This is a genomic window from Mucilaginibacter galii, from assembly GCF_014635825.1.
Lineage (GTDB): Bacteria > Bacteroidota > Bacteroidia > Sphingobacteriales > Sphingobacteriaceae > Mucilaginibacter > Mucilaginibacter galii.
Map to the genome: position 1 here is coordinate 139,166 of NZ_BMDO01000011.1, position 17,054 is coordinate 156,219.

Consider the following 17,054-nt stretch of genomic DNA (forward strand, 5'->3'; position numbering starts at 1 on the left):
TCATTTTAAAAATTGAGGTCAATTTTTAAAATGATATCTATGACAGCAATTAAGGCAGCGATCTTGGCTTTTAATAATTAACAAATTGAGCATGTTGTCTTTTAGGTGCCATATAATCATTCTAAGGATATAAATAGAAAGAATGCAGTGTAAATATCAGTGTACATAATAACATGCGTCAGAGCTGTGTGATTGTTTTAAGAATTTGAGGGCGTAAGCATAATTTCGAGTTTGACCAAGAAAAAAATGCCCAAAAATGGGTTTCGTAAGTCTCAAAAGTTTTCTTTTTTCAACTTACTGTTTCGTTTTTAATTTTTGCTATTAACGTCATCCGGTTCGGTTGTAAGGTCTTTATTAATAACATAAAAAAATTTGAGTTCTATTTAAATTTAGCAATTGATGTATCCGCTCCGTGTGACAGAATATCAGCCTGCCGTTTATTTCGTATAATGGCTATTTTGAAAAGCATCACGTCTACTATGTATTTTCTGATTAGATGTGATCACCCAAAACTTAATTAAGGCCTATTTGCTAATGTATATTTGCCCTTAAAATCGGTGGTTGCCATTGTACCTTCCATTACTGGTGGCGGCGGTGGAGGCAGATCAGGGGTTATCACTGCCGGCCTCTTAATTTCCGGAGCCGGATTTAATTTAATCTGATAGTTAAAGGTACTCACACTGTTACTGGAGATCTTAAAGTATTTAATAGGTATGGCCAATTCGTAAGTATAATAGAGCTGATTATCGAACAATGCAGCTACTTGAATACCTTCGCTATTATAAATTGAAAGTGAGTTGTCAGGGACTTCTTTAATCCCAGCAACGGAGATTAGCTTTTCTCTTTTGGCAAACATTTCGTTCAACTGGTTAACATTGAAGGCTTCATGATTTTTGTTGGCGTTACTTAGAGAAAGGAATTTATTTGCCAATTCCCACATGGGCGGCCCTTCAAGTGCAGGATAAGTAACGGCTAGAAAATTTTTACTTTTTTCATCCGGCTCCCGGTTAATAATTAAAGTAATCCCGCCTCTAATAAGTTTATCAATGATTTCCTTTTGTTTAACTTTAGCCGTCAAGTAAAGGTTGTTGCTATCGTTAGACATCGTATATAATATTTCGACCGCCTTATTGTAAGCCTGAAAGTTATCATTCCACTCTGGGCTTTTACCATCAATTTTGATGTCTGCAGGTGCATAGATACTTTTTTTTTGAACTTTTGGAAGTTTTTGCCCATGCACAAAACTTACATCAAGAATTGAAGTTAACAGAATTATTTTAATTGAGTTGGATAATATTTTCATATATGACTTGTTTTTGTGAAGAGATGATTCTCCTAAATTGCATCATCCTTAAATTTCTTTTTAAAAGGTGAATTTACCTTACAGGCGTTGTAAACTATGGAATAGTTTCTGTCTTGTATTAATAAAACATTAAGCTAGATAAACGCAGTTAACTATTTATTGAATAAATAAAAAAAGTCAGAAAAGTCAATGCACCAAATGATAGTGCATTGACTTTTGAGATTAGCAACTACATAGAAAGCCATAACTACACTGCGTGCCGTTAGCGCAAGTACTGCAAACGGTACAATCTTTGTACCAGCAGCATTTATTGTTGCTGCCACCGTAACTGCTACCGTAACCACCTTTGATCGATTTCATTTGGTCTTTCGTCAGCATGCCTTCCATGCCATCAAATTTTAATTTAAGTTTTTTCATTACTTGATAGAATTTTTTGGTTGTGCTATATTTATCAGGATACAGCTTTTCCCGTCCTGTTTTACCGAAGGCAGGCAACTTCATTGTGGCCAACAATGTTTTTATTATATTTATATAAAATATTTAATGTCTCCAGGTTCGTAATTAGAGGGAAGTCTTCGTCCGTTAATGAATAGTGTAGGGGTACTCCAGCTCTCGGTCATTTTACACCATTCTCTTTGAATGTTCAACGCTTCAACAGCTAGGCCTCCATCAAATTTTGGATACTGTCTTGACCAGGAGTCATAACCTTTCTGTTTTTGCTCGTACCAATCACTTAGAGCTTTCTCAGTTACCTTATGATCATTGTTATTGCGCAGGCTCATTAAGTGCTCCGCTACATCCGGTTCATTATCCTCCTTGTAGTCCGGTGTTGCAAAAACAATCTGTAATTTTATATCGTCTCTAATATCTAGCCAGTCATGTAAGGTCTTATGCGCTTCAGCACATGGCTCACAGTACGGGTTGCTCACCATTGTGATGATATTTGCTGCTTCGCGGTTACCAATAATAAGTGAATCCGTATCTAATGGTAACGCATATTTCACTTGATTAGATAGTATCCTCTCGAACACGGAACTATCGTATTTAAATCGACGCAGTTCTCCATTAGATTTGACTGATTGCTTGACTCTCATAAGGTATGGTTTAATAAGAATCCATGTCAGTATAGGGATAGCGAGTCCAGTAATGATATTACTCAATTCGTTGACGGTTAAAGGCGTTATCTCGTAAAATTTATAAGCCAGCAAAGGGAAAAATTCAAGCCAAAGCAAAGCTTGAATTGTACAACATAAAATGCACCATTTTTTTGCTACTCGCCACTGATAGTAAATGGAGTAGAATGTATAGGGCAAACTTACAATGTTTAATATAGCCAAGATATGTAGTGTTGAAAGATGACTGCTATTAAATAGCAAAATCAGCCATGTACCTGCAAAGTAGAAAAATCCAACTTCACTCCAGCTTAAATAGTCGTTGATATTTGCAGCCTTTGACTTTAGAATAGCGTTGCAGTCCGAACTATCGCCACTGCTACTACAAATTTTTTGAATGATTGGATTAGCGGCATCAATACCTTGAATCAATAACAAAATGGATGTGATAAACCCTGCAGTTTTAATCAGAATCAACAAGGCAATTGGAATGTTGATCGTGCTTATGTAGATCTTATGGGTAAATAAGAAAGTTAGTAAGAGAGCAAGTACTGCAGCAAAAAAAAACGGCATACGTAAATTTTCTATCAATTCCCTTTGACGTTTCTGAACGTAGTTCGGCTCACCCGAGTGGTCGTCTTTTTCGGCCACCAAAACAGCTCCGCTATATAATGCTTCAAATTTCATTAAGCTCATTCTTTTTCTTGAATACTTTTCATTTGAAATGGTTACGTGCGTTTCTTCAACATTATTTACAATCACAAACTCTCCAGTTTGTGTAGACGCAATAAATGGTACCGGAGCATCCGCCAATTGATCGATTCCCAACTGGTAGGCTGCATTAGGAATGCGCCAGTTATTCAGCAAATCGCTATAGCCGAGTAGACTATCATAATGAGGATGTTTTTCTAACTCATCTTTAATCGATTGGCGTGTAACGGGAACATCTAGCTCTTTAATAAACGAACTAAGTATTGCGGTTGATAAATCGTTTTCCATATTGTGGTTCAAGTGTAAAAAATGAGTACTGAATCAAATATTCAAATGGACAAGAGTTTTTTTAATTTGCACCTAATAAGGTGATTTGAAGTCAGATATTCTGCAATGGTATTTAAACATTCACTTACGGACATCTGGTCTGTTGATAAATGGATGTCTGAGTTCACCGGAGGTTGATAAGGGCTGCTTACTCCTGTAAAATTCTTGATTTTCCCATCTAAAGCCAGCTTGTATAGGCCCTTCACATCACGCTTTTGACAAGTTTCAATGCTTGAGTCTACAAAAATTTCAATAAAACTGTCTTCGCCAATTAAATTTCTAGCTACTATTCTATCGTTGATAAAAGGTGAAATAAAAGACGCAATCACGATCGTTCCTGCATCATTAAACAGCTTGCAAATTTCCGCTACCCGCCGTATATTCTCTGTGCGGTCTTCATCAGAAAAAGACAGGTCGCTGTTTATGCCCAATCTTGTGTTATCTCCATCAAGAACATATACGCGCCTATTCTGTTCAAACAGCCATGATTCAACCTCACTTGCTAAAGTCGACTTTCCGGAACCAGACAGACCTGTTAGCCAAAGAGTAAAAGATGGATTGTCATTAAGCTCCTCCCGATCCTTTCTTGTTATTTTCCCAATCTGTTTAAATAAATGAGGTTCGTTTTGCCGCTTGATGAACATACTTTGTTTATCACGAGGCAGCAATCCAATTTTAACCTTTTGCCATAGTCGTTCGTGACCGTAATAGAGCAACATTTTAGTGAATAATTCAGTTCCCCCAATCGTCAAGCCAAAACTTAGACTACTTGTAATAAGCCAGCCTAGAATAGTTGTATCAATAGTCCCAATTATTCTCCATGAAACAGTTTTTAAGACATTTCTCTTGATAAGCGGGTCAAGTTTATAAAGTCTCAACAAAATATCTGTTAACATCTATTTAGTAAAATAAAGGGGTTCAAATGACCAATTATTTTTATTTGAAATATATCTGCGAAGAATAATCTTGTCATCATTATAGCTGAATCAGATATTATATATTACTTATAGATTAATAATTAATTACAGGTTAATGATGTAAGCATGACAATACAACACATCTCTTATTTGCATTACGATTTATAAGAAAGGACTAATGAATATATCTTTTTAATACACCTAGCGTTTTTAATCAAAAAATTGCCTACAACCGTTTGAATTTCTAATAAATAGTGCTACTAATTCATTGGAAACTTGTGTAAACAAGGTTTATATGTGCCCGTTAATTCAACTGTCTATGATCTTCGGTCATTGGTTAATCAAATATAGATTAATGGAATAATATCATCAAGATATTAATAAAAAAAATTTAAAAATTTTAGCAGCAATGATCTTAGTGGTGAGAGGGTTAAGGATTTATATAAGTATCCCATAATATAGTAATCGGATAAGATAAGTTCATTAAAATAAGACAGCAAGAAACTGTTCTTTCCATATCATCGATTACCTGGAAATTGCCCAAGGCATTGGTCAATTGCTTTACTGGTTTTATCTTAACCAATCGAAATTTATTCAATATATTTAAATTAGTTCAAAAATACGTATCAATTCGAAGCTAGAATTAATTCAATCTCGTTTGGAAATAAATTGATTATTAACTTCATTTGTTCGCTATATAGATATTTCTATATAAAACCTAATAGTACAATTCATGAAAGTAATCACTGTAGCGTCCAATCTAAACGATGTGGGTTTCAATGACTTTCTTAGAACGTCATGCGAATTCTATAATTTAGATGCAATTGTTTTGGAATATGAGGATGTTTTCTTGTCAAATAGAATCAAGGATGCTTTGCTAAATGTTTATCTGCAAAATACATCAGATGACGACGTTATTTTCTTTTCTGACGCTACTGACACTGTTTTTGTGTCTGGAGAAGAAGAGATAATAGAAAAGTATAAAGCATTTGACTCACCATTAGTTTTTTCCGCAGAAATAAATTGTTGGCCTGATAAATCGCTTGAAGCCGACTATCCGGTGCCCGACGTGCATTTTAAATACGTAAACAGTGGTGGCTTCATTGGTCAGGCAAAGTTCATCAAAGAAATCTATAATAAATACCCAATTTTTACGACGGCTGATAATCCATCCTATCTTTGGAGCAATCAGTATTATTGGAATACAATTTTTAAAACAGAAAGCGAACTTATAAGAATCGATCATAACTGTGAAATTTTTTATAACACGGCCATTTACCTTCAAGACTTTGCTTTTCACAAACAGCAATTAAACGATCCAAAAGCCGTAGAAATTCTAGTGAGAGCAGAGAAAGAAAGATTACAAAAGGATATCTCAATTATGCATGGAAGGGTCAAAAGCAATATCACCAACACTTTTCCATGTCATATTCACTTTCCGGGAACCATATCAAAAAGTTTAATGCATAGTGGGTATTTCGATGATTTAAAACCACCTAAATCTTTCAGCAGCAATGAATAAAAAGACATGGGTATCAATGCCACGAAATGTAACAAATCAGGACCTTCATGTATTTGAATCTCAATTATCTTACAAGTCCTTATACCCCAAAATAAAATTTATTAAAAATGCCTTTATAACCAATACCGGCTTGGTATGTAGTAACAAAGGATTTATTAAGGAATGCTGCCATTATGAATGGGATCAACAACCAGAAGTGTGTTTCGCACAGGCATGTGAATTTTATTACGATGCAAAGGAAGATTCGCGAAAGCTAATTCTCTTTGATGATGACGAAACGTATCTAGTTGCGCACAATCCGTGGCATCATAATTATTTTCATTGGCTGAACGAAGCGATCTATCGCTTGTGGCTAGTTAAAGAAATATCAGATCAAATGATTTTACTGTTGCCACCCAAAGAGAAGCTATCTAGCTTTGTATTGGATACGTTGGAAATTTTTAAATTCAAGGATATCATTCATATTCCTGATCAGAAAAGTGTTATGGTGCGGACATTATGTCTACCCTCGCAAAAACCAACTATGGACAGGTATAATGCGGTCGGACTACTTGATTTAAATAACATGTATTTAAATAGACTGATTCATAAAGGAATTCAGGCGAACGCTCCTAAGGACAGAGTCTACATCAGCCGCAAAAACGCACGTTGGAGAAGAATAGTAAATGAGGACAGCGTTATCGAGCTATTGACTACATTTGACTTCGTGGTTGTTGATACTGAGAAGCTTACTTTTTACCAACAGGTAGCATTGTTCTCCAATGTAAAAGTTTTAATTAGTAGTCACGGAGCGGGATTGACCAATATGCTCTTTATGCGCCCTGGTACAACAGTTTTTGAATTTCATAAGCGTAAAACTAACCCTATAAGGCATCAGAATGTATTGTTTTGGCGTATGGCTGATGCTATGGGCCATAATTATTACCATCAGATTTGTGAACCAACAGACCATAATGAGATGTTTTTCACCGCTGATATTTCAGTGGATATAGATTCCCTAGAAAGATGCCTTAACTCCATCTTTTCAATTCATAGTTAACTGTTAAGCTACATGAATTTTTCCGTCGAGCCAGAGTAAACCGGTTCCTGCTTTTCTGAAGGTTGATAAACTGTCTGTATGTGTTTCACATATTGGACCCGAAATATTTAAAGATGTATTAATCAAAACAGGTATGCCAGTTGCCTGTTCCATCATGTCGAGGAGTTTCCATACTGTCGGATTAAATTCTTTGCTAATCGTCTGAACTCTGGCTGTACCATCAATATGAGTAACTCCTTTTAACCTATCATCTAAAACCTTTGCATTAACTAACATAAAATCTGTTAATCGACAGGATTCAATATCAAAATACCGGCTACAGGCTTCAGCCTTTATAATTGGTGCCACGGGTCTAAATGCTTCACGTCCTTTAATTTGTTCACTGATGTGATGCTTTACTTCTATACTATCCGGGCGCCCGAAAATCGAGCGATGCGTTAATGCGCGAGGTCCGACCTCCGATCGGCCCTGATGCCAAAACACCGGATTGCCAGCTATCAACATATCTGCCACATGGTCAAGGTTACCTGTATCCGTTACTTCCCCGCCGTAGTTTTTACCTAAAAATGCAATCTGCTTACTCGTATAATTTTGACGCGGGTGATTAAATATATGATGTAGGACATAAAGTGCCCCACCTACCGCGAGACCAGCGTCTGTACAGAAAGGCGGAATAAACACGTCGTTTCCTGTATTATAGTAATGTCTATTCGCAACAACGTTCAGCGCAGTTCCGCCTGATACAACAATTGGATTTAAACCGGCCACACTTCTCTCTAGAACTCGTTTTATATCTTTTTCAAGCCATAATTGTGCTGTTGCAGCGATCACTTCTCTGTCAAAGTGCCCAACAACATCTTTAGCCAGGGCGATTGATTCGGAGATGGAATTGATGCGATATGGAATATCTTGTGGTCTACCCCAGCCAGCTAAACCCATAGTTTTTCCGGCGTGGCTCCAGTCACCGAAAAGTGCTCGCGTGCATTGATCATAAAGTATCCCGGCATTAAGGTGAAGAGTGCCACATGATTCGACAAAATTCCCGTTCAATTCGCATTTTAAAGATGTTTGTTCTTCAGGAGAATAACTGGCATCGTAGCTAATGCCTTGTGCGTAATCGAAGTTGCTTAGATAAAATCCAGAAGCAATATGGGCGATGTGATGCTGAACTTGATATGCTGGGAGCTTTACTCCCTTAATCCAAACTTCAAATTCTTCGAAATCAAATTTTTCCATTTCACGAGGGCCGTTCACATATTTCTTACCGCCTTTCTGCGCCATAATCGTATGGGCGTCTTGTGGGTTGATACTAATTGCGACTGCATCCAATTCTTCCACCTTCATATCTCCAAGCACATATTCGACCATTTCAAGACTGAAACCTCGGTCATGCTTTTTTTTAGTAAGGCGTTCTTTTTCGATCATGGACTCCAGCCGGTTATTTTTTATTAAACACGCAGCTGCGTCATGCCCAATGTGAAGTCCTAGTATGTTCATCGTTGATCTCAATTATTATTAATGAATAGATTTTTGGGTGAATTTTGTTAAAAGGTAATTTCTATCAAAAACTAATTTATATTCGGCTTAATGGCTATATTATTTTGAATAAGCTTTATTAACAGATTGCATCAGGAAGAATGTTTTTTTTCTTATGAATTCCAATTGTCTTACGTCCGGTTATGGTGATGCTGGCAGTCTTACTGTCGAACAATAATTGCCGGTCTGCCTGATACCCTGTATTGTGATGAAATTTTCGCATAGCGACTAACGATGGAAAACATGTTCATATTATTATTGGTGTAGGGCTAAAGTTTTTGTATACAGTGGCTTGTCCGTAATCTTGATTGACAACAGATTTGTTATTGTTCAAGTTTTCATTCATGATGCTTCTGGTATCTACAAAATGCTTAAAGGTGAGCACATCGTTGATGATGATCTCGTCTGTATGTTGATAAAAAACGGCGTGATTATCTCCTTCTAATATCCATTGTTTGTCATCTGAATGCCTAAATATGTAATTTTGATTATTTGATTTGTTTAATAATAAAATTGAGCTATTATCCTGCTGTGCCCAATCACCTGTCTCCCATCCTGGTTCTTGTAAATCATAATCAAAACGTTCATTCCGCGAATGGTATGCGTAGATATAGTTATCAGCATTTTTGCTGATGTTGTCGATGAAAAATCCTTTTGCAAAACTTTGATCATTGTATAATAGTAGTATTTCGGATAAAAAAGGAGTTTGATAATTTATATATAAATGTTTTAAGTCATGGCTTGATAAATTGTATCTCTCACTGTTTTGATGTGGGATATATTGCATAAAATTAATGTCATCCAGAAGTACCCGCTTAATCCCTATCATCTCCAGCCGATTAATAAAGTCATAATCCTCAAAACCATGTTTGTTCATACGCTCATCAAAACCTCTGACTTTAGTGAAATCGGCTTTCTTTACACAAACTTTTCCCAAAACATCGCCAGGTGGGTGATGATCAGTTTTGGTTTTGTGAAAATCGATTGGCGTAAGCACAATATCTGCGTTGTCTGTAAACAACATGTCTAAATACTGTACAAATGTTTTTCCGATATAATAATCCGCCCATAAATTACAAATAATATCTCCTGTCGCCAGTTTGAATGCAATATTTTTAGAATGGCTCGGATTCCAAGTCATTGGGTCTGTCGTTTTATAATAAGTCAGCTTGCCCATTTGAATGTAGTCAGCCATGTTGTCCTTCACCCAATGTTCTAAACCATCCCCGGAGTTATAATCAAGTAAAACATATTCAATATTTTCATAGTCAACGCCTTCTTTTATGTTTTTTGGTAACGTTTGCTTAAGCTGATGCAAGCGGTTCATGCAAACGATACAAAAGGATATTTTATACTTGCTTTGATTCATTTTAACTTCCATTCAAATTTAAATGCAACTCTATTTCTAATTAATCTAATATTATTAAAATAAATTCTTCTAGCATTAAACGCACGGCATCTTCGATATCCATCTTCTGATATATTAACCGAACTACTTCGCCAAAAAAAATCACTGATGCATTTTTATGCTTTAAGGCCAATTCTTCATCACATAATGACATCCACTCCATTAGCCAAGGTGGGAGTTCTTCGTTTCCATTCACAATATCCATGATGATTTCAGTGAGTAATTCATTATTCTCTTCAAATTTATTTCGGTAATTATCGCTTATGCTGTTTAATTGTCCAATCTCAGCTGGCTGCATTATTTCAGTCAGAGTAATTCCTCTTTGATTAACAGTTTTAATGAGCCCAATATGTAGATAGAAGGCAAATGAGATAATTGCATTATCGTCATTTACTTCATCCTTCAAAGCTTCAAGCATGAATCTGGAAATGCCAATGGAAAGTGCTGAATACCGCTGTTCCCGAGTAAAAAGACCATACTTGACACTATTCATTGCAAAAGGCTGAAATACACCTTTAACAGGCAACTTAATTACCTCATAGGGAAAGCCGATATTCTCAAAAAAGATATTGAAATGTTCATTTGCCGCTTGCGCGAGTAAATTAGCGTTTGTGCATTCTGTTAATAACCCAAGTTCAACATTATGGCTCCCTAAATGGTTAAGTTTTATCTCATAAGCTTGGAGATAGCCCATGTTCTTCACAAATGGAGCAATGCCTTCTTCTAATAAAATATGCCAATAAGCTTGATAACAAAAGAGTGATATTGAAAGCCAAACAACATCAGGGTCATGAGGCGGGCTTTGTGAGAATGCTAGTTGATTATTGGAAATCATAAATGGTAAGGTTTAAGTTAAATGTCGTCAATCCATACTTCAACGGCCATGTAGCCATGCATGTGCCATGGCTTCGTGATTATTAAAACATTGATTACATATCAATCATTGTCTTAAACCTAAGACAAATCAAGGCAAGTGCTTAAATTAATTTTATTTTAATCAAAGAGATACAGGGTATAATTGTCGAACTAATTTACTATTAATCAATGATAACAAAAGTCTTTGGCAAAAAAAAGTAGATAAAAAATAACGAATAAGACTCGAGGGGACCGATTTATTGTTCAAGCATTTTTAGTATATCTATAAATCGAACGCAGGCAATCGGCAGTCATGAGTTACCTGTCAAGCACTCGTATGATAGGATTAAGAAATAGCTAGAGTTATAGGCCGTCCGATTGCAACAATCCGCCCCAATTTTAAAATCGTTCACCAGATGTTAACCTATCGACAAAGATTGAAGCTTATATATAAGCAAGATAATAAGGCTATTTGAATTGCAATAAAACGCAATGTGTATAATGCTTTCCGGATAGTTTTTTAAAGCTATTTGAATTAGAAGACAGTGATATTGTCAACGCTGGACAAGCACTGCAGAAATCCGTCAGGATTTAACCATTTATATAAGTTAAGTATCTGCTTACAAATATTTCATTGATCTTAAACACCAGAAAAAAAAGAGCTTACTGCTGCTAGCTGGAATTTAATCTGTAATTTTAAATAATGCGTTTGTTAAATCCTTTATCATTCTTATCTAAATATTTGTTTAGCAGCTTGTTTATCCTGTACCTAAATCAGGCTACAGCTCAAATTAGCGTCACCATAAATCAGGCAATTGATTCTACTCTAAAAAGAAATTTACAGATTCGGCAAGCCATTTTAGATGTGGAATTGTCAACAGAAAACCTCAAATTGGCGAAATACAACCTTCTGCCCAATTTAAGCGCCGGGACCCAAGCATCTTTTAACTGGGGAAGGACTTTGGATGTATCTACTTATAATTATATAAATCAAAGGGTCTTTCTCAACAGTGGTAATTTAAGCACACAGTTTACTATTTTTCAAGGAGGATCACTTAGAGCGCAGATAATTCAAAATAAAATCTTGTTGGAGGCCAATGTACAAAACATAGATAAATTGAAGTATGATCTGACATTAGGGACGTTGACGGCCTTTCTTCAGATCATTGCTGCTGAGGAACTCTTACTCAAAGCCAGGCAGCAGAGTCAACTGTCACAGTTCAACATAAACAAGGTCAAGATAGAAGTACGTGCCGGAAACAAATCTTCTGCAGATTTGGCCCAGGCGGAGGCACAAAAGGCAGCTAACGATTTAACAGCAGTTACTATCCAAAACCAACTAGACGTTAGTTTGCTCGCTTTGAAGCAGCTAATGGAAATGCCTGATCTTTCTATCAATGTTGTCAAACCCACTCTTAATGACATTTCCCGTGCAGCATATGAAATTGATTCCAGCAATGTTATCAGTGAAGCTATTAAAATAAACCCCGATATAAAGATTGAAGGGTTAAAGGTGCGTAGTGCCCTGCAGAATATTGCATTGGCTAAAAGTAGCCTGTTTCCCAGTATAATCCTATTTGGTTCTGCAGGATCAAACTATTCCAGCGCACGGTCGTTAGCAACTGGTAGCCAGCAAGTCGGGGTTGATACAGTAGCTGTTGTGTCGGGTACCAATCAGGCAGTTGTCGCACCTGCTTTTCTTTCTACAATTAGAAACTATACACTATTGAAACAGTTCTCTGATAATTTTTATCAATCTGTAGGTATCACCGCGCAAATTCCCATTTTCAACCGTCATCAGTCCCGCGGTAACATTAGCAAAGCAAAAATTAATTTAGAGATAGCGAAACTGAACGAGATGATCGTTACCAATAACTTTAAAAAAGTTATGAACCAGGCATTTTTCGACTGGAGAGCGGCCCAAAAACGTCTGATTGCTGCGGAAATCAACCTTTCCGCCTTACAAAAGGTTTTGTATGTCAGCGAAAAGCGATACCGTGCCGGTTTGCTAAACAGCATTGAATATTACACTACACTCACCAATTACAACAACGCTGAATTAGGGAAGATACAGGCAACGTACGATTTGGTTTTTCGCCGCAGCATTATTGACTATTATTTGAACAGACCAATACGTCTTGAATGATCTCGCGCATTTGAAAGGGCAGGACCATGGTTTTTAGAAAATCAACTTTATATCTTTTTTTACTCGAATGAAAAATCTAACTTGCCATTGAATAAATCACATCTTATGTTATTTAACCAATAAATCTGTTGTTGATGCACTTTTTCTCCGTATACTTTTTCAATTTAGAATCAATGTCGGATTTGAGAATACTTATCATGAACTCTATCCTCAGCATGTCTTTCTTAGTCTGCTGGGTGAAATTCCCGGATCAGCGACATTAAACCTACAGTATGCTTTGCAGAAGTTTTTATTTATAGTATTTTTATTGATGGCAAACAGAATGAGTGGTACTTAAAGGTCATGTTTTTATTTTACAGCTACAACCAAAACTGCGCTTTAACATATTCAACTCAATGTTGAAGTTAAAATACAAACGACTGCTCGTTCCCTTGATGTCAGATGGACATATCGTCAGCCAATATATCTTAACCGATTGAATGAAACCTAATGTTTTTGCTTGAATAGATGAATTGATGTTCCTTTTCTTTATTAGAATATTCTAAAGTTTATGCAGTTTCCCTTTTATAAACAATTTGACCAGATGGACTGCGGCCCTGCGTGCCTGCGCATGATCTGTAAATATTACGGTCGGAGTATCTCACTTCAAAAACTGCGAACTGTTTGTCAGGTTAACAGGGAAGGTGTTTCTTTACTCGGTCTCAGCGAAGCAGCAGAGAAAATAGGTTTCCGTTCGCTTGGATTCAAAATTGATAAAGCGGAAATCCTGGACGTTGAGTTGCCATGCATTTTACATTGGAGGCAAAAGCATTTTGTTGTGCTATACCGAATTAAAAAAGGACTCTTTCACATTGCGGATCCGGGTAAGGGAATTCTAAAATTCACCGAAAAAGAGTTTGTTGCAAATTGGTTATATGGCAAAAATCAAGCAATTGGCATTGGGCTGATTATTCGCCCTACACCAGCTTTCAAAGATCAAGAAGATGAGGCGAATGATACATTGGACTGGGGTTTTCTCCTGCGATATCTTCAGTCCTATCAAAAGTTGATTGTTCAGCTATTTCTCGGTTTGTTAATCGGAAGTCTACTTCAAATTACGACCCCTTTTTTAACACAGGCTATTGTCGATGTCGGGATCAATACTCGGAATTTAAGTTTTATCAACATAATACTTTTGGCGCAAGCCATGCTCATATTTGGAAAAGTGACTATCGAGTTTATCCGGTCATGGATCTTGTTGCATATAAGCACACGAGTCAATATATCCATATTAACAGATTTCCTCATCAAGTTGATGAAGTTACCGATGAGTTTCTTTGACACAAAGATGACTGGCGATATTATGCAACGGATGAATGATCAAAAGCGTATTGAAAGTTTCCTGACCGGTTCGGCCTTGGGTACTTTGTTTTCTCTTTTTAACCTTGTCGTCTTCTCTGTGGTACTGGCTCATTATAACCTTATCATCTTTGGGGTGTTTCTAGTAAGCAGTACTCTTTACACATTGTGGATTGTTGCCTTCTTAAAGCGACGCAGAACCTTAAATTTTAAAAGCTTTGATATTTCTGCTAAAAATCAAAGTTCTATTGTACAGCTGATTAATGGAATGCAGGAAATCAAACTTAACAATTGCGAACAAAGCATGCGGTGGGACTGGGAGCATCTGCAAGCCAGACTCTTCAAATTCAATGTTAGCAATTTGAGCTTGAGCCAATACCAACAAGGCGGATCTACGCTGATCAACGAAAGCATGAATATGTTCATTACCTTTTTGAGTGCTAAAGCGGTGATTGACGGTGACTTGACTTTGGGAGGCATGATGGCAATGCAGTATATCATTGGACAATTGAATAGCCCGGTTCAGCAGCTTTTAGGTTTCATTCAAGGATTTCAGGATGCAAAGATCAGCCTCGAACGGCTCAATGAAATACACCAGTTGAACGACGAGGAACCTGCCGGACGTGAACTCAATCATGAGTTGCCTCGGGACGGCTCTATTTATCTTAATGATGTGACGTTTCGTTACCCCGGTGCGGGCAACGATCCAGTGCTTCAGGATATTTCGTTAAGAATTCCACAGGGTAAGACAACTGCTATCGTAGGGATGAGCGGCAGCGGGAAGACTACGATTTTAAAATTACTTTTGCGTTTCTATGAGCCTGAGAAGGGAGTAATTGAAGTAGGTGGCCAGTCGTTCAGTAATTATAGCTTCAAATTTTGGAGAAGTTCATGCGGCGTGGTTATGCAGGACGGTTTTATATTTTCTGACACAATTGCCCGTAACATTGCAGTAGGGGCTGACTATGCAGATCATGAGCGCCTGCAACATGCAATTCGTATAGCAAATTTGCAAGACTTTATAGATAGTTTGCCATTAGGAACAGCCACTAAAGTTGGGGCGGAAGGAAATGGGATAAGTCAAGGGCAGCGGCAGCGGATTTTAATTGCTCGTGCAGTATATAAAAATCCTCAATATCTCTTCTTTGATGAAGCGACCAATGCCTTGGATGCAAATAATGAAAGGACGATTATGGAGAATATGGGGGAATTTCTGGAAGGAAGGACGGTTATTGTTGTTGCGCACCGGCTAAGCACGGTAAGCAATGCAGACAATATCATTGTACTTGAGAAAGGTCGTATCATCGAACAAGGTACACATAATCAATTAACAGCAGCCCATGGTAAGTATTTCCAACTAGTTAGGAATCAGTTAGAATTGGGAGTATAAGTATGAAACCAACCTTTGAAAATCAATATACAGAACAGCGTCATTCCGAAGAAATAGATGATATCATCAAATCGCCGCCGAATTGGTTGATGCGCTTCGGAGCAGTTTCATTTTTAACCGTTCTATCATTGATGATTGTTGTGTCTTATTTTTTGCGTTATCCAGATATTGTCAAAACGAAATTGAAGATAGTTTCGGAAAACGCACCAAAGTCAGTAACCGCGAAGGTTGGCGGCAGATTGGAGAAGCTGCTAGTTGCAGAAAATGAAGTAGTTCGACAAGGTCAGCCATTGGCCTATCTAGAGTCTACCGGCCGACATCAGCATGTTCAAGAATTGTTCCTATTATTGGAAGAGTTGAAGTTGAAAGCGCAGCACAATAGTATTCCCGTCAACCTAAATCTTCCTCAAGATTTTAATTTAGGTGAATTGCAAATACCTTATCAAACTTTCTCTCAAAATTACCTCACTTACTGCGCTTCAATGACTCATGGTTTGTCCGGTCAAAAAGCAACCTTTTTACAGAAAGACTTATTTAATTTACATAAGCAGCAGATACAATTAATTTTTCAAAAACAGCTCCAGGAGAAAAATCTCAGGTTAGCTGCTCAAGATTATGAAATGAATCGGCAACTTTACCAAGAAAAGGCGGAAACCCCTGCGGAATTCAGAGCAGCTGAGACTCGATATTTGGCCAGCCAAAGCCCTTTGGCACAGACCGAAGCAGCTATGCTCAGTGTTACCTCCGCATACACTGCGAAGCAGAAAGATCTTTTCGAACTACAAAATCAAATGAATGATGAAAAGCTGAAATTCGTCCAATCGTTAAATAGTCTTATTAGTCAGGCTCAAGAATGGCGGGAGAAGTACGAATTGAAGGCTTCTGAAAATGGACGCATTTCTTATGCGGGAATAATTCAGGAAAATCAGCTAATTACTTTAGGGCAGGAAGTATTTTCGATCAATCCCCGACGAAGCGCTTTTTTTGGCGAGATGCCGATACCACAAGATAATATGGGCAAAGTCAGGCGGGGGCAACAAGTACTTATAAAATTGAGAAGCTATCCCTATGAAGAGTATGGCTTTATCCGCGGGAAAATAATTCAAATCAATGATGTTCCGGTCAACGACAGCATTTTTCTAAGTAAAGTCTCGTTCAAACTTAGCGGTAGAACAGATTTGAAAAGACCAATCCTACTCAAGTCTGGTATGCAAGCTGACGCTGAAATTGTGACAGAGGAGGCCTCTGTGTTGCAAAGGTTAATCCGGGGTATTTTGAAAAATATAAAATAGTTCTAATAATTCGATTTATAATACAATCTCTAAAGTAATGTTGATATTCCGGGGATGTTGACCACCTAATTCCGTGGCAAAGTGACCAGGCGATTAGCTGGCGAACGATAGCAGCGAGAGCTGTAAAAGCGTTTTCAAAGTTAGTTATTAAAAGTGGT

12 protein-coding genes are annotated in these 17,054 nt (G+C 37.3%); 5 read left to right on the forward strand and 7 right to left on the reverse strand.

Annotated features, from left to right (window positions below):
* Positions 1-517 precede the first annotated feature (517 nt).
* The 4 genes from IEV61_RS17660 to cysC form a co-directional block, all read right to left on the reverse strand.
* On the reverse strand, positions 518-1,303 hold the full coding sequence (locus tag IEV61_RS17660) for a hypothetical protein (protein ID WP_188418378.1): 786 nt from the start codon (positions 1,301-1,303) through the stop codon (positions 518-520).
* Positions 1,304-1,525: 222 nt separating this feature from the next.
* Positions 1,526-1,720 carry a hypothetical protein gene (locus IEV61_RS17665; protein ID WP_188418379.1) on the reverse strand — a complete coding sequence of 65 codons (195 nt, stop codon included), beginning with the start codon at positions 1,718-1,720 and terminating at the stop codon, positions 1,526-1,528.
* 110 nt (positions 1,721-1,830) lie between these two features.
* Positions 1,831-3,414, reverse strand: a complete 1,584-nt coding sequence (locus IEV61_RS17670; protein WP_188418380.1) for a vitamin K epoxide reductase family protein — start codon at positions 3,412-3,414, stop codon at positions 1,831-1,833.
* Between the two features lie 41 nt (positions 3,415-3,455).
* A complete protein-coding gene (gene cysC / locus IEV61_RS17675) occupies positions 3,456-4,349 on the reverse strand; it encodes an adenylyl-sulfate kinase (RefSeq protein ID WP_188418381.1) in 894 nt (297 codons plus the stop codon).
* A gap of 754 nt (positions 4,350-5,103) precedes the next feature.
* Here cysC and IEV61_RS17680 point away from each other — a divergent pair.
* Together IEV61_RS17680 and IEV61_RS17685 are read left to right on the forward strand one after the other, a co-directional pair.
* Positions 5,104-5,892, forward strand: coding sequence for a glycosyltransferase domain-containing protein (locus IEV61_RS17680; RefSeq protein ID WP_188418382.1), 789 nt, complete (start codon positions 5,104-5,106; stop codon positions 5,890-5,892).
* The gene (locus tag IEV61_RS17685; RefSeq protein ID WP_188418383.1) at positions 5,885-6,931 is read left to right on the forward strand and encodes a glycosyltransferase family 61 protein; all 1,047 of its coding nucleotides are present in this window, start codon (positions 5,885-5,887) and stop codon (positions 6,929-6,931) included. Before IEV61_RS17680 ends, IEV61_RS17685 begins: the two co-directional genes overlap by 8 nt.
* Before the next feature lie 3 nt (positions 6,932-6,934).
* Here the strand turns inward: IEV61_RS17685 and IEV61_RS17690 are convergent, their stop codons facing one another.
* The 3 genes from IEV61_RS17690 to IEV61_RS17700 form a co-directional block, all read right to left on the reverse strand.
* Positions 6,935-8,428: a carbamoyltransferase C-terminal domain-containing protein gene (locus IEV61_RS17690; RefSeq protein WP_188418384.1), complete on the reverse strand. Its 1,494-nt coding sequence runs from the start codon at positions 8,426-8,428 to the stop codon at positions 6,935-6,937.
* Positions 8,429-8,714: 286 nt separating this feature from the next.
* The gene (locus tag IEV61_RS17695; RefSeq protein WP_188418385.1) at positions 8,715-9,848 is read right to left on the reverse strand and encodes a glycosyltransferase family 2 protein; all 1,134 of its coding nucleotides are present in this window, start codon (positions 9,846-9,848) and stop codon (positions 8,715-8,717) included.
* 28 nt (positions 9,849-9,876) lie between these two features.
* Positions 9,877-10,710 carry a hypothetical protein gene (locus IEV61_RS17700; protein ID WP_188418386.1) on the reverse strand — a complete coding sequence of 278 codons (834 nt, stop codon included), beginning with the start codon at positions 10,708-10,710 and terminating at the stop codon, positions 9,877-9,879.
* 723 nt (positions 10,711-11,433) lie between these two features.
* Between IEV61_RS17700 and IEV61_RS17705 the strand changes: the two genes are divergently transcribed.
* The 3 genes from IEV61_RS17705 (at position 11,434) to IEV61_RS17715 (ending at position 16,896) form a co-directional block, all read left to right on the forward strand.
* Positions 11,434-12,876, forward strand: a complete 1,443-nt coding sequence (locus tag IEV61_RS17705; protein ID WP_188418387.1) for a TolC family protein — start codon at positions 11,434-11,436, stop codon at positions 12,874-12,876.
* Positions 12,877-13,426: 550 nt separating this feature from the next.
* Positions 13,427-15,604, forward strand: a complete 2,178-nt coding sequence (locus tag IEV61_RS17710; protein WP_188418388.1) for a peptidase domain-containing ABC transporter — start codon at positions 13,427-13,429, stop codon at positions 15,602-15,604.
* Between the two features lie 2 nt (positions 15,605-15,606).
* A complete protein-coding gene (locus IEV61_RS17715) occupies positions 15,607-16,896 on the forward strand; it encodes an HlyD family secretion protein (RefSeq protein ID WP_188418389.1) in 1,290 nt (429 codons plus the stop codon).
* The last annotated feature ends 158 nt before the right edge of the window (positions 16,897-17,054 follow it).